The organism is Streptomyces sp. BE303, from assembly GCF_036290945.1.
In the GTDB taxonomy this organism is placed as follows: Bacteria; Actinomycetota; Actinomycetes; order Streptomycetales; family Streptomycetaceae; genus Kitasatospora.
Genome location: NZ_JAQYWZ010000716.1, coordinates 26,184 through 39,627, shown reverse-complemented (window position 1 = coordinate 39,627; position 13,444 = coordinate 26,184). Strand labels below are relative to the sequence as shown.

The 13,444-nt window shown below is 73.7% G+C and carries 15 protein-coding genes; 4 read left to right on the top strand and 11 right to left on the bottom strand.

Features of this window, described 5'->3' with window-relative positions; all coding sequences use genetic code 11:
- Positions 1-175: 175 nt before the first annotated feature.
- The 7 genes from PUR56_RS20075 to PUR56_RS20045 form a co-directional block, all read right to left on the bottom strand.
- Positions 176-547, bottom strand: a complete 372-nt coding sequence (locus PUR56_RS20075; RefSeq protein WP_329875919.1) for a fic family toxin-antitoxin system, toxin component — start codon at positions 545-547, stop codon at positions 176-178.
- Complete coding sequence (locus tag PUR56_RS20070) at positions 544-786, bottom strand: plasmid mobilization protein (RefSeq protein ID WP_329875918.1); 243 nt, start codon at positions 784-786, stop codon at positions 544-546. Before PUR56_RS20070 ends, PUR56_RS20075 begins: the two co-directional genes overlap by 4 nt.
- Positions 787-909: 123 nt before the next feature.
- Complete coding sequence (locus tag PUR56_RS20065) at positions 910-1,635, bottom strand: nicotinamide mononucleotide transporter family protein (RefSeq protein ID WP_329949941.1); 726 nt, start codon at positions 1,633-1,635, stop codon at positions 910-912.
- A 153-nt stretch (positions 1,636-1,788) separates the two neighbouring features.
- On the bottom strand, positions 1,789-2,214 hold the full coding sequence (locus tag PUR56_RS20060) for a riboflavin kinase (protein ID WP_329949940.1): 426 nt from the start codon (positions 2,212-2,214) through the stop codon (positions 1,789-1,791).
- Positions 2,207-2,791, bottom strand: a complete 585-nt coding sequence (locus PUR56_RS20055; protein ID WP_329875913.1) for a flavin reductase family protein — start codon at positions 2,789-2,791, stop codon at positions 2,207-2,209. Before PUR56_RS20055 ends, PUR56_RS20060 begins: the two co-directional genes overlap by 8 nt.
- A gap of 31 nt (positions 2,792-2,822) precedes the next feature.
- Positions 2,823-4,169, bottom strand: coding sequence for an NtaA/DmoA family FMN-dependent monooxygenase (locus PUR56_RS20050; RefSeq protein WP_329875911.1), 1,347 nt, complete (start codon positions 4,167-4,169; stop codon positions 2,823-2,825).
- Positions 4,170-4,229: 60 nt separating this feature from the next.
- On the bottom strand, positions 4,230-5,141 hold the full coding sequence (locus PUR56_RS20045) for a ribokinase (RefSeq protein WP_329875909.1): 912 nt from the start codon (positions 5,139-5,141) through the stop codon (positions 4,230-4,232).
- Positions 5,142-5,271: 130 nt separating this feature from the next.
- Between PUR56_RS20045 and PUR56_RS20040 the strand changes: the two genes are divergently transcribed.
- The gene (locus tag PUR56_RS20040) at positions 5,272-6,264 is read left to right on the top strand and encodes a LacI family DNA-binding transcriptional regulator (protein ID WP_329949939.1); all 993 of its coding nucleotides are present in this window, start codon (positions 5,272-5,274) and stop codon (positions 6,262-6,264) included.
- A gap of 439 nt (positions 6,265-6,703) precedes the next feature.
- Here PUR56_RS20040 and PUR56_RS20035 read toward each other — a convergent pair whose 3' ends face one another.
- Together PUR56_RS20035 and PUR56_RS20030 are read right to left on the bottom strand one after the other, a co-directional pair.
- The gene (locus PUR56_RS20035; RefSeq protein ID WP_329875905.1) at positions 6,704-7,237 is read right to left on the bottom strand and encodes an EF-hand domain-containing protein; all 534 of its coding nucleotides are present in this window, start codon (positions 7,235-7,237) and stop codon (positions 6,704-6,706) included.
- A gap of 329 nt (positions 7,238-7,566) precedes the next feature.
- The gene (locus PUR56_RS20030) at positions 7,567-8,430 is read right to left on the bottom strand and encodes an oxidoreductase (protein ID WP_329949938.1); all 864 of its coding nucleotides are present in this window, start codon (positions 8,428-8,430) and stop codon (positions 7,567-7,569) included.
- A gap of 123 nt (positions 8,431-8,553) precedes the next feature.
- On the opposite strand from PUR56_RS20030, the gene PUR56_RS20025 reads away from it, so the two are divergent.
- Positions 8,554-9,432, top strand: a complete 879-nt coding sequence (locus PUR56_RS20025; protein WP_329949937.1) for a LysR family transcriptional regulator — start codon at positions 8,554-8,556, stop codon at positions 9,430-9,432.
- Between the two features lie 48 nt (positions 9,433-9,480).
- Here PUR56_RS20025 and PUR56_RS20020 read toward each other — a convergent pair whose 3' ends face one another.
- Positions 9,481-10,428, bottom strand: a complete 948-nt coding sequence (locus PUR56_RS20020; protein ID WP_329949936.1) for an AraC family transcriptional regulator — start codon at positions 10,426-10,428, stop codon at positions 9,481-9,483.
- A 96-nt stretch (positions 10,429-10,524) separates the two neighbouring features.
- On the opposite strand from PUR56_RS20020, the gene PUR56_RS20015 reads away from it, so the two are divergent.
- Positions 10,525-11,247 (top strand): SDR family oxidoreductase, encoded by a 723-nt coding sequence (locus PUR56_RS20015; protein ID WP_329875899.1) that lies wholly within the window; start codon positions 10,525-10,527, stop codon positions 11,245-11,247.
- A 188-nt stretch (positions 11,248-11,435) separates the two neighbouring features.
- Here PUR56_RS20015 and PUR56_RS20010 read toward each other — a convergent pair whose 3' ends face one another.
- A complete protein-coding gene (locus PUR56_RS20010; protein WP_329949935.1) occupies positions 11,436-12,365 on the bottom strand; it encodes an NAD-dependent epimerase/dehydratase family protein in 930 nt (309 codons plus the stop codon).
- Positions 12,366-12,479: 114 nt separating this feature from the next.
- Here PUR56_RS20010 and PUR56_RS20005 point away from each other — a divergent pair, with 114 nt between their 5' ends.
- The gene (locus PUR56_RS20005) at positions 12,480-13,418 is read left to right on the top strand and encodes a GlxA family transcriptional regulator (RefSeq protein WP_329949934.1); all 939 of its coding nucleotides are present in this window, start codon (positions 12,480-12,482) and stop codon (positions 13,416-13,418) included.
- Positions 13,419-13,444 lie beyond the last annotated feature (26 nt).

Sequence of the window (13,444 nt, the reverse complement as noted above, 5' to 3'; positions counted from 1 at the left end):
GGATCTCCGGCCGCGGGTCGTTCGAGGACGGGCGGCTCACGCTCGACGAGTCCGGCACGGCCTCGGGATTCCTCCACTACGACGACGGACACGGGCCGGGTTCCGTCAGTGTGAGCATCAGCGATCCGCGGCCGGGGGTGGTGGCGCGTCCTGCGGCGCCGCCCCCGGCCGCGGCTCAGCGGTACCAGGTGCGGATGGCGGTGGCGGTCTCGCGCACGTCGGCCTGTCCGTCGCGGACACGGGCGGCCAGGGCGACGGCGGCCTTCGGTTCGGCGGTGACGATGACACCGGAGGCGCTGAGGTAGGAGGCGGCGACGACGGCGGCGAAGTGCTCGTTGGCGTACTCCAGGGCCGGGACGCGGATGAGCTGGTGCATGAGCGCGGCGGCACGCTGGTGCACGGCCCCGTACACGGGCACCTCCATGACCTCGTCGACGTGGCGGGCGACCGCGGCGGCGAGCGTGCCGTAGTCCGTGACGTCGGGGTCTGCGGCCAGGAACTGGTGGGTGACGTCCAGGAGCCAGGCCCGGTCGACGCGCAGGATCACGCCGCGTCCGCCGTGCCGGACCGGGCGCTCTGCGGGTAGGGGCCGAACCCGGCCTCGAAGGCCGGCGCCCACGCCTGCGAGAAGTGCGCGGCGGCGGTCAGGAAGCGCTCGCGCCTCTCGTCGGCCTCCTCGACCAGGACCTTGCGCGCGTAGTCGGGCAGGCTCATCCCGGCCGCCTCGGCGCGCTGCTCCAGGGCTTCGTGGGTCGTCTCGTCCAGGCGGACGTTCAGTTGCTTCACGCCCGTCAGCGTAGCCGTGCGTATCGTGCGCTACAACACCCCCGGCCCGGATCCGACGCAGGCCGCCCACCCTTGAGGGGGCGGGCGGCCGACGCATGAGGGGGTGGCGGACGTGAGCCGCGCTCAGTCGGGGACCCCGGCGCGGGACGGGCCGCCGGCCGGGCGGAAATCGTCCCGGCCTTCGACCAGGACGGCGGGCTCCAGCGGCGAGGCGATCTCCTGCGGCTTGCTGCGGGAGGCCCAGTCGCGGATGCCGAGCAGCACCATCACGAAGAAGATCCCGTAGACGATGCCGGAGAAGTACAGCTCGGAGTGGACCGCGAGCGGCACGCCCACCAGGTCGACGGCCAGCCAGACGAACCAGAACTCGACGTAGCGGCGGGCCTGGCTGTACATGGCGAGGATCGAGCCGATGAAGATCCAGGCGTCCGCGAGGACCATCCACAACGGCGCGCCGGGGTAGAACGAGGCGTCCGTCCATCTCAGCACCGCGCCGAACACGGCCGTCCCCAGCACCATCGCGGCGATCAGCGCGGCGCGTTCACGGCTCGACGCCCAGCGGACGTTGATGGTGCCTTCCTGCTCGCGGCTGCGCTTCCAGGTCGCCCAGCCCCAGGAGGCCGAGACGATGATCACGATCTGCCGGGCGGCGTTGCCGCCGAGATGCACGTTCAGGCTGGCGATCAGCAGCAGCACCGAGCCGAGGATCTGCACCGGCCAGGCCACCAGCGAGCGCCGCAGGGCCAGCCAGACGGTGGCGAGCGCCAGGAGGTTGCCCAGGAAGTCGGACCAGTAGACGGGGAGACCGAAGAAGCTGAACTGCTCGTTCAGCCAGTGGAATGCGCTCATGACTCACACCTTTGTTCGTTCGGAGCGAGGAGGGGGATCGACGGTCGGCCCCGCCTAAGCGGGGGAAGCGGGGCCGACCGGGCGCGTGGGCGCAGGGCGCGGTCACCGAGGGGGCGGGAACGCGCGCCGAGCAGGTGGGGCGTGGTGACGGGGTCAGGAGAGGACGTTGCGGACGTGCCGTCCGTACGCGGAGTCCAGCAGGGCCTCCGAGCGGCGGACGTCCTCCCGTGCGGCGAGCACCAGCTCGTCCGCCGAGGCGAACCTCTCGGTGTCCCGGATGCGGGCGACGAACCAGAGGTCGACGCGCTCGCCGTACAGATCGCCCGGGGCGTCGTGGCAGTACACCTCGGTGTGGATCTCGGAGGCGTCGCAGAAGGTGGGGTTGGTGCCGACACTGATCGTCGCGCGGTGCACGGTGCCGGTCGCGCGGCGGGCCAGCCAGCCGCTGTAGATCGCGGGCGGTGGGACGGGAGTGCCGGGGTCGGGAGCGACGTTGGCGGTGGGGAATCCCAGGCCCGTCCCCCGGCCGGCGCCGTGCACCACGGTGCCGGCCAGGGGGGTCGTCGGTGTGTCAGCCATGCGGGGTGAGCTCGCGGAACTGGCTGGTATGGAAGACCAGCGGCTCCACCCCGGGGAAGAGCTCGGCGGTGAGCAGCTCCATCAGGACGATCTCGTGGTCGCCGCCGTCGTACACCGCGCTCACCCGGGCGGTCAGCCACAGGGCCGTGTCGTGGATCAGCACCGCACCGTCCGGCGTCGCCCGCCACGCGGTGCCCTCGAAGCGGTCGCCCGCGCGGGAGGCGAGCCGCCGGCAGAGCGCGCCCTGGTCACGGCTGAGCACGCTCAGCCCCAGCACGGGCGCCCCTGCCAGCCTCGGCCAGGTGGTCGAGGAGCGGGCCACGCTGACCGCGACCATCGGCGGCTCCAGCGAGATCGACACGAAGGAGCTCACCGCGAGCCCGATCGGTCCGCCGTCGCGCAGCGCACCGATCGCGACCACACCGGTGGGGTAGGCGCCGAACGCCTGGCGCAGCACCGCCGCGTTCAGCTCCGCAGCGTCGGGCTCCGCACCGTTCGGCTCCGCAGCGGTCGGCTCCGCAGCGGTCAGCTCCGCGGACGCGGCGGGCGGGGTCGGATGGTGGGCGGGAGTGACCATGGTCGTCGTCCTCTCGTCGCGCGTGGGGTGGTCAGTGACGGTGCTGCGCGGCCGGGTGGCTGGCAGGCAGGGCGCGGTCGGAGGCGCCGGTCAGCCGCTCGCGCAGCGACTCACCGGCCGTGTACTCGCCGCGGAAGACACCGCGGGCGCGCAGGATCGGGAGCACCGACTCCACGAACTCCGTGGTGGAGGCCGGCTGCACGGTCGGCGAGAGCAGGAAGCCGTCCAGGTCGGCGCCCTCCGCCAGGGCGCAGATCTCGTCGGCGATCTCCTCGGCGGTGCCGACCACCGGGCGGGCGCCGACACCGTGGGTGTGCCAGTCGGCGAGCACGTCGCCGACGGTCCTGCCCGCGAAGCGGGCGACCTGGGTCTGCGACATCTCGGTGGACAGCTCCGACATCGGGGTGCCGGGCGCGTACGAGGAGAGGTCGAGGCCGGTGAACATGGCGTAGCTGGCGACGGTGACCTCCGGACGCTGGGCGTCCAGGACGCGCTGCCAGCGGCGCTCGGCGTCGGAGGTGGTGGCTCCGACCACACAGGAGAACGCCGACATCACCTTGACCTCGTCGGCGCGTCGGCCCGCCTTCACGGCCTCCTCGCGGATCGCCGTGGTGTGCCCGGCGAGCTGCGCCACCGAGCCGCTGCCGACGAACATGCACTCGCCGTGCCGCCCGCCGACCCGTCGCCCGGCCGGGGACGCTCCGGCCTGGAACAGCACCGGGGTGCCCTGCGGGGAGCGGGCGGTGTTGCCGTAGCCGCGCGAGCGGAAGTACGGGCCGTCGTGCTCGACCAGGTGGACCTTCGCCGGGTCGGCGAACCGGCCGTCCTTGTCCTTCTCCAGGGCGTCCGGCTCCCAGGCGCCCTCCCAGTACTTGTAGACCAGGTCGAGGAAGTCCTCGGCCATCCTGTACCGGTCGTCGTGCGCCACCATGTCCATGCCGAAGGCCTTGACCGCCGTGTCGGCGGTGCCGGTGGTCACGACGTTCCAGCCGAGCCGGCCGCCGGACAGCTGGTCCAGGGTGGCCAGTCGGCGGGCGAACGCGTAGGGCGGTTCGACCAGCACCGATCCGGTCACCACCAGGCCCAGGTCGGTGGTGCTCGCGAGCAGGGCCGAGGCGATCACGAACGGGTCCAGGCGCGGCAGGTCCAAGGTCTCCTCGGTGGCGATCGGCGGGCGCACCCCGTCGATCTCCGACCAGCCCCAGGCGTCGGCCAGGAACAGGAAGTCCAGCTTGGCGTCCTCGCAGATCGCCGCGATCTCGCGCCAGTACCCGAAGGTGTCGAACAGGTGCCGGCGGCTGTCCGGGTGGCGCCAGGTGGCGGTGCCGCTCGCGTTGGTCTGGGCGTTCTCGAACAGTCCGAGCTTGAGGTTGCGCATGGGTGGTTCTCCGTTGAACTGGGGGTGGTACCGAGGGAGGGGCGACGGAGGTGCGTTCCGTCAGGACACGGCGGCGGGGGCGTCGAGCTGCGCCGCGTACGGCATGGAGGACTGGGCGCCGAGCCCGGTGACGGCCAGCGAGGCCGCACGGACGGCGCGTTCGGCTGCGGCGAGCAGGTCGGCGCCGCGGGCTAGGGAGTCCGCGAGGGCTCCGCAGAAGGTGTCGCCGGCGCCGACGGTGTCGACGGCGTCCACGACGGGGGCCGGCAGGTGCACGGCGGGGCGGCCCGGCTGTTTGACCAGCGCTCCGTCCGCGCCGAGCGTCACGACGACGGCCCCGCAGGGCAGCGCGGCCCGCTCCAGCAGTTCGCGTGCGCCGTCCGGCCCGGTGGGCCGCTCGGCTCCGAGCAGGGTGGCGAGTTCGCCGAGGTTGGGGACGAGGACGTCGACGGCGGCCAGCACCTCCGGGGCGACCGGCCGGGCCGGGGCCGGATTGAGGACGACCGTGCCGCCCTGCTCCCGGGCCCGCAGTACGGCGGCGGCGGCCACCTCGGCGGTGATCTCGTGCTGGACCAGGACCACCTCCCCCGCGGACCGGGCCAGCCGCTGCGGAAGGTCCGCGACCGACAGTTCGGCGTTCGCGCCCGGGTTGACCACGATGGTGTTCTCACCGGCCCGGTCGACCACGACGGAGGCGATCCCGGTGATGCTCTCCGGCGCCGGGCGCACCGCCTCGACGTCCACGCCCTCGGCGGCGAGCGCCCGCAGGATGGGACCGGCGTCCGCGCCGACCCGGGCGACCAGACGCACCCGTGACCCGAGCCGGGCCGCCGCGACGGCCTGGTTGGCACCCTTGCCGCCGACGCCCTCGACGAATCCCCGTGCGAGCACGGTCTCGCCGGGGCGCGGCAGGTCCTCGACGGTCAGGACGAGGTCGCGGTTGACCGAACCTACGACGGTGATGGGCGGCATCCACACTCCTTGGGAGATCGATCTCCCACACTGTGGACCAGCCCCAGAAAACCGTCAAGTACCCTCGTGCTGCGCATTTCCGCCGGCTCAGACCCACTGAGCACGTCTCCGACCGCGAAGGACCACCCACGTGACAGCGCCCCGACTCCTCGACGTGGCAGCGGCCGCCGGCGTCTCCCGCGCGACCGCCTCACGCGTCCTGGCCGGCACCCCGCGCAACGTCGACGCGGACCTCGTCCGCCGCGTCGAGGAGGCCGCCCGGCGCCTCGGCTACCGCACCAACCACTCCGCCCGGGCGCTGCGGACCGGCACCACGGGCACCGTCGGCGTGGTCGTCCCCTCGCTCGCCAACCCGTACTTCGTCCAGCTCGCCGACGCCCTCGCCCAGCAGGTCCGCGCCGCCGGAGGCCAGTTGGTGGTCTCCGACGCCGCCAACGACACCGCCATCGAGGCCGAGCAGATCGAGACCCTGCTCGGCGGCCGGGTCGACGGCCTGCTCGTCGTCCCCGTCTCCGCCGGCGCGTCCGGGCCCGCCGTCCGGGCCGCCGCCGAACGCGCGCCGGTCGTCCTCTTCGACCGCTGGGCCACGGGCTCCGGCACCGTCGCCGTCACCCTCGACAACGCCGCCGCGATGCGCCTGCTCCTCGACCACCTCGAAAGCCTCGGCCGCCGCCGGATCGCCCTGGTCGCCGCCGACCAGGCGTCCTCCTCCGGCGCGGAACGCCTCGCCGCCTTCACCGAGGCCCGCGGCACCGACGCCACCACCGTGCTGCTGCCCAGCTTCACCACCGACGCCGGCCGCACCGCGGGCCGCCGCATCGCCGAACAGCGCGACCGGATCGACGCCGTCGTCTGCGGCGCGGACGTCCTCGCGGTCGGACTCGTCAGCACGCTGCAGCGCTCGGCGGTCTCCGTGCCCGGGCAGATCGCCGTCACCGGCTTCGACGACACCGAGCTCCTCGAACTCCTCGACCCGCCCATCACCTCCATCCGCCACCCGCTCACCGCGATGGCCGAGCGCGCCCTGACGCTCCTTCAGGCTCCGGCCGGCGAAAGGGAGGAGAGCGTGGAGCGCTTCGCCCCGCAGCTGGTGGTGCGGGCCTCCACGGACGCGGACGCCTGACGGCGGCGGCGGAAACGGCGGCGTCGGCGGAAACGGCGGGCACCAGGGCGCCGGCGGCACGGCGCGGCAGGGCCCGACCCCCACCGCGGTGGCGCCGGGGGCGGGTGTCCCGACCCCGTCGGCACCGATACACACGCCGGGGTCCGGGGGGACGGGCGCCGCGTCGGCGGCCTCGGCCGCGGAGGGCAGCCCGTCCAGGTGCCCGGGCGGCGCGGGCGCGCCACGGTCAAGGAGCGCAGCCGGTCGCTCCCGCGCGGGCCGAACGCGGTGGCCGGGGCGCGGCTCGTCACCGAACGCGGCGGCAGCGGCTCCCGGAAGCCACCTGCGGGCGCCGCTCGGGAGCCCAGGCCCGCGGATCACCGAGGGCCTGGGCGGGATCAGTCCTCGTCCGGGCGGCAGAACCTCTCCCCCGGCCGCCCGGACGACCGCCCGGCGGCCCTCAGCCCGTGGGAGTCCCGACCAGGCGGTCACCCAGGATGCCGGCCAGGTCCGGGCGGTAGTAGTCCCTGATCGACTCGGCCCAGTCCGACACCGCCACCTGGTCCGTGCTCGTGGGTTCCAGGCCGTCGAACAGCGAGTGGATGTTCGGCAGGGCGAAGCCGATGGCCGTCATGACCCCCACGAAGACCGGTCGCTCGATCAGCCCGTCGCCGTCCGGATCCGCCAGGGTCGAGAGTGCCTCGGAGAACTCCCCGATCGCCTCGTCGAACCGCTCCGGCGCGAGCACGACGGCCTTGAACTCCTCGAAGTCGATCCTGCCGTCGCGATTGGCGTCGAGCTCCGTCTCCAGGCTCCCCCAGAAGGCCCGGAACGCACTGAGCATCGCGCCGTGCTTCGCGTCGGCGGCCCCGGGCACCGCCTCGATGACCCGCCCGGCCATCAGCTCGAAGTCGTCGGCTTCGATGAATCCGTTGCCGTCTGCGTCGAACAGGGTGAAAACACACCGAACTCGATCGACCGCTTCTGCCCGCATCGATGTCCCACTTTCCGGAGTCGCGAAGGAAGTCTTCCTCGCGATTCCATCAGGGCGGTCCCGGCGGGCTCCTGCGGATACGGACCGTTCACGCGAAGGAGTGAACGCGCGGCGGCAGCGCCGACGTCTTCGGCAGTGCACCCGCTCGCACCGATCGGGCGCCGGCAGGAACGGGCCGCTCGACGGTGAGCAGCGGCAGGCCGTCCACCGGCAGGGGCGAGGTCCGACCCCGGAGCCGCGGTGGGCTCCGGGGTCGGAGCGTGCTCGCCGACCGGCGGCCACGGCCGCTGCGACGCCGTGTCCCGACGATCCGGCGAGGCCCGTGCCCGTCAGGCGTCGAAGTCGGTCCCCCGGCCGACCGCCTCCCAGTCCCGGACCTCCTTCTCCGCGGCGTCCAGGTGACCGAGGATCGCGTCGACGGCGTCGTTCCCGAGGGCGAGCCGCAGCGGGGTCCGCTCGTCGTCCAGTGCGGCCAGGATCGCGGCGGCGGCCTTGGCCGGGTCGCCCGGCTGCTTGCCGTCGCTCTCCGGCAGTGCGGTGCGCAGCGGTCCGACCACCGACTCGTACGCGGGGATGGCGGCCGCCTGGGCCAGCGCGCCCGCTCCGGCGAAGGAGGTGCGGAAGGAGCCGGGCTCCACGATCAGCACCTTGATGCCGAACGGCGCGACCTCCTGCGCCAGCGCCTCCGAGAGGCCCTCCAGCGCGAACTTGGTGGCCGAGTAGGCACCCACCCCGGCGAAGGTGAACCGGCCGCCCATGCTGCTCAACTGGACGACCGCGCCCGAGCCCTGGGCCCGCATGTGCGGCAGGACGGCACGGGTCAGCGCGGCCGGTCCGAAGAAGTGAAGCTCCATCAGGTCGCGCAACTCGCGGTCGGTGTACTCCTCCACGGCGCCGATCAGCCCGCGCCCGGCGTTGTTGACCAGGACGTCGATCCGCCCGTACCAGAGCAGGGTGTCCGCCACCACGGCGGCGATGCGGGCCGGGTCGGTGACGTCCAGCCGGACCGGGACGACCCGGTCGGGGTGGGCGGCGACCAGCGCGTCCAGCGTCTCGGGCCGGCGGGCGGCCGCCACCACGGTGTCGCCGGCGGCCAGCGCGGCCTCCGCGATCGCCTGGCCGAAGCCGGAGTTGGCGCCGGTGATGAGCCAGACCCGACCGGCCGCGGTCGTCTCGGGGGTGGTTCCGGTCATGGGGGTGCCTCCGTAAGGCGTGACAGACCTCGGTAGTTGACGGACTCTTTTATGTCAGCCAGGGATCGAAGACGTCCAAGACAGAACCCTGGTCGATCGATAAAGACGCTTTATGATCACCGAGTGGAGTTACGCCAGCTGCGGTACCTGATCGCGATCGCCGACGAGGGCAACCTCGGCCGGGCCGCCGCCCGCCTGTTCGTGAGCCAGCCCGCCCTCTCCTACGCCCTGCGCAGGCTGGAGACCGAGCTGGGGGTCCGTCTCTTCGACCGCCACTCCGGCGGAGTCACCGCCACCGCGGCCGGGCTCGACGTGCTCACCGAGGCCCGTCGCACCGTCACCCAGGCCGAGCGGATCAACGCCGCCGCCGAGCGGCACCGGCGGGCGGCGAGCGGGGTGCTGCGGGTCGGCTTCGAGGCCAGCGGTGCAGGCGAGTTGACCACCCGGGCACGCGCCGAGTTCGCCCGCCGGCACCTGGGCGTCCGGGTCGAGCCGAAGCGCTTCGACTGGGGCCAGGAGGCCGACGCGCTGCGCGACGGCCGGGTGGACGTCGCCTTCGTCTGGCTGCCCGCCGACCTCACGGGGCTTCACCACGAGACCGTCCACACCGAGCCGCGGATCGTCGGGCTGCCCACCGGCCACCGGCTGGCCGGGCGCGCGGGCATATCCGTCCTGGAGGTCAACGACGAGCCGCTGATGTGGACCGAGCGCGCACCCCGCGCCTGGGTCGACTGGTGGGCGGTCAACCCCCGCCCGGACGGTTCGACGCCGCGCTGGGGGCCGACCAACGACAACGTCGAGGAGATGCTGGAGCAGGTCGCGGAGGGCGCGGCCGTCTGCTTCGCCCCGGCGAGCCTGGCCCGCTACTACACCCGCCCGGACCTCGCCTGGGTCCCGCTGACCGACGTCGAGCCGCTGCGGGTCGCCCTCGCCTGGCCGGCGGGGGAGGACAACCCGCTCGTCCACGGCTTTGCCGCCGTGGTCCGCGAACTGGCCGGCTGAAACGGCCGACCGCCCGGGGCCGAGAGCCCGCACGCTCGCCCGGGAGGATCAGCCCGGCGCCGCCCGCGAGGCCGACGCCGTCCGCCGCTCCCGCCGGTAGGCCCCGGGCGGGGCGCCGAAGTGCCGCTTGAAGGCCTTCGCGAACGCGAATTCCGAGGTGTAGCCGGCGTTCCCGGCCACGGCGCTCAGCGGGTCGGCCGTCTCGCGCAGCGTGCGTGCCGCGACGGCCATCCGCCACGTCGTCAGGTAGCTGAGCGGTGGCTCGCCGACCACCGTGGTGAACCGCCGGGCGAACGCGGCGCGCGACAGCCCGGCCCGGCTCCCCAGCGATTCGACGGTCCACGGATGCGCCGGGTCGTCGTGGATCGCTCTCAGCGCCGGGGCGATCAACGGGTCGTCCAGTGCCGAGGCCCAGCCCCGCGTCCGCTCCCCGGGCAACTCGGCGTACCAGGACCGCAGGATGTAGAGGAGCAGCAGGTCGACGAGCGCCGTGACCACCGCGTCCGAACCCGGCCGCGGCCGGTGGATCTCGGCGCAGAGCTGGTCGACCGCCGAGCGCAGCGCCGGATGGCGGCCGGGGCCGGCCGGGAGGTGGACGACCTCCGGGAGGTCGCCGAGCAGCGGATGCGGCCGGTCGATGTCCAGGTGGTAGGCCCCGCACACCAGCACGCTGCGAGCGCCGTCGCCCTCGACGGTGAAACGCCCGATCGGCGAGGAGGTGTCGACGCGCTCGGGTTCGAAGGCGACCGGCTCGCTGGTGACCGCGTCGCAGATGGCGTGACCGGTGCCGCGCCGCAGGAACACGACGTCGCCGGGGCCCAGGGGTGTCGGATCGCCGCCGACCGGCAGGAGGAAGCAGCGCCCTTCGACGACGACGTGAAATCCGGCTCCCGCGACGGGCTGGAAGCGCACACCCCACGGCGCCTGCGCGTCGGTCCGGACCACGGACGGACGGCCCGTGCGCAGGGCCGCGAGCGTGTCGCTGAGTATGTCCATGCGCTCACCCTAACGCGCTGCGATCGAGACGATCGGACAGTGAATCGAGACTTCGTGTCATTCACTGTCTCGATCGCGACACGTAGCGTTCTCGCCATGAACAACACATCAGACACCCGGCGTGTCGTCGTCATAGGTGGTACCTCCGGCATCGGATTCGCCGTCGCGCAGGCCGCGGCGGCTCAGGGCTCGAACGTGGTCGTCGCCTCCAGCAGCCGGGACCGGGTCGACCTGGCGGTGAGGAAGCTCGGCGACCCGGCCGAGGGCGTCCTGCTGGACGTCGCCGACGAGGCCGCCCTCGTCGCCTTCTTCGACCGGATCGGCGAGTTCGACCACCTCGTCTACACGGCGGGCGAGCCCCTACTGCTGAAGCCGCTCGCCGACCTCACCGCCGAGGAGTCCCGAGCGTTCTTCGAGCGCCGCTTCTGGGGCGCCGTGCTCGCCGCGAAGTACGCCACACCGAAGCTCCGTTCCGGCGGCTCGATCACCCTCACCTCCGGCGCCTTCGCCACCCGGCCCGTCCCCGGAGCCTCGCTCGGCGCCGGCATCACCGCCGCCGTCGAGGGCCTGACGCGAGCCCTCGCCCTGGAACTCGCCCCGCTGCGGGTCAACGCGGTCCGCCTCGGCGCGATCCGCACCGAGCTCTGGGACAGCACCGTGCCCGAGCCGGAGGCCTTCCTCCGGGCGCAGGGCAGCGGCCTTCCGGTGCAGCGCGTCGGCAGCCCCGAGGAGGCTGCGGCGGCCTACCTCTACCTCCTGGGCAACGGCTACGCGACCGGCACGGTCCTCACCCTCGACGGCGGCGCCGCCCTGGCCTGACACCGGGCTGCTGTCGGACCGGACCGGCAAGCCCGGTCCGACAGCCTCGGGCGCCACCCCCGGCACGTCGTCCGCCGGAGAAACGGGAGCCACCCGGACAGGGACAGGGCGCGGAATCCACAGGGCCCTCGGACGATCCACCCGCCCGGCCGCCGCCCACCGACGCGCCGCACCGCGGACGTCGGACGTCAGACGCCGCGCAGGCCGTGCTCCTGCGCCATCTCCGCGAGGACGGCGTCGAGCGGGGCCGACGCGACGTTCAGCACCTCCGCGGTGAACGACGCGTCGAGGATGCCGGGTCGGTCGTACAGGTACAACATCTCCGGGAACTCCGCCATGACCGAATCGGTCCGTCCGATCTCCTCCAACTCGGCCGTCGTCATGTGGGTCAGGTCGGGGCCGGGTACGGCGGCCGTCCGGGCCAGGTGGGCGGCCAGCTCACGGACCGGGGCATGGGAGGTGGACGGCACGTGCCAGGCCCGGCCCCAGGACCTCTCGTTCCGGGCGGCGGCGATCAGCGTCCGGGCCGCGTCACCGGTGTAGGTCCAGCTGTGCGGGGCGTCGAGATCACCCGGGTACGAGACGGACGCGCCGCTCAGCACCCGCTCCCCCACCATGAGCGTGAACGGCGAGTACGCGCCCGCGCCGAGGAAGTCGCCGGCCCGGACCTCGGTCACCCGCACCCGGCCCGCCTCGTGGGCCGAGAGCGCGTCCTGCCACATCCGGGCCCGGACACGGCCCTTGACGCTGGTGGGCGCCATGGGAAGGTCCTCGGTGACCGGCCCGTCGACGGGTCCGTAGCCGTAGGTGTTCCCGAGCATGACGTAGTCCGCTCCGCCGCGTTCCGCTGCGGTCAGCAACGAGGTCGCCAGCGGTGGGAACTCGGCCGGCCACCGGTCGTAGGCCGGCATCGCGCAGTTGAACAGGGCCGCCGCCCCGCGGGCCAGCCCGCTCAGCCGCGCGGTGTCGGTGGCGTCGGCGGCCACCCGCTCGATCCGGTCGTCCACCGGCCCGCCGCCCCGGCGGGTGACGAGCCGGACCTGCTCGCCCGCGTCCGCCAGCAGCCGTGCGGCGGCCGATCCCGTGGATCCGGCCCCGACGATGACGTACAAGGACACGTGTTCACTCCCTGGTCGAAGAGCTGGGACGGGCCCGCCCCAACGCCCCCACCCTCCGCCACGGTTGATCCGTAAGGTAGTGGCCCGAATGCCAAACATCCGGAGGTTCGGGCCATGCACCGCGTTGCCGTCGTCGCCGTCCCCCCTGCCACCACCTTCGACCTGTCGATCCCGGAACTCGTCCTCGGCGAGACGAGCGTCGACGGCCGCCCCGGCTACCAGGTGCGCGTCTGCACCGCCCGCCCCGGTCCCGTCGTCACCGGCAGCATGCAGGTCACCGTCCTCCACGGGCTGGAGGCCGTCGACGACGCCGACACCGTCATCGTGACCGGCACCGGTGCCCGCGACGACATCGACCCGCGCGTCCTCGCGATGCTGCGCCACGCGTCGGCCGCGGGAAAACGCATCGCCTCGATCTGCACCGGGGCGTTCGTGCTCGCCCGGGCCGGGCTGCTCGACGGCCGCAGCGCCACCACCTACTGGGCCAAGTCCGAGGAGTTCTCCGCCCGCTTCCCCGCCGTCCGGCTGCGGCCCGACGTGCTCTACGTCGAGGACGGCAACGTCCTGACGTCCGCAGGACTGTCGGCCGGCATCGACCTGTGCCTGCACCTGATCCGCTCCGACTACGGCGCCGCGGCGGCCAACGCCGTCGCCAGACTGGTGGTGGCGGCACCGGTGCGGCCCGGTGGGCAGGCACAGTTCATCGCGACGCCGCTGCCGCCCGAGACGGGCATCTCGCTGGCCGCGACCCGGGCCTGGGCGCTCGACCGCCTGGACGAGCCGCTCACCCGCGCCGACCTCGCCGCTCACGCGAGGACCAGTGTGCGCACGCTGGCCCGCAGGTTCCACGACGAAACGGGTCTGAGCCCGCTGCAGTGGCTCCTCCACCAGCGGGTGATCCGGGCGCAGGAACTCCTGGAGACGACCGACCTGTCGATGGACCAGGTCGCCCGGCTCAGCGGCCTCGCCACCACGGACTCCCTGCGCCGGCACCTGGCACGACGAACGGGGCTCGCTCCCAGCGCGTACCGGGCCGCGTTCACGCAGCGGTGACCGGCCGCCTGCACGGACCGGCCCGG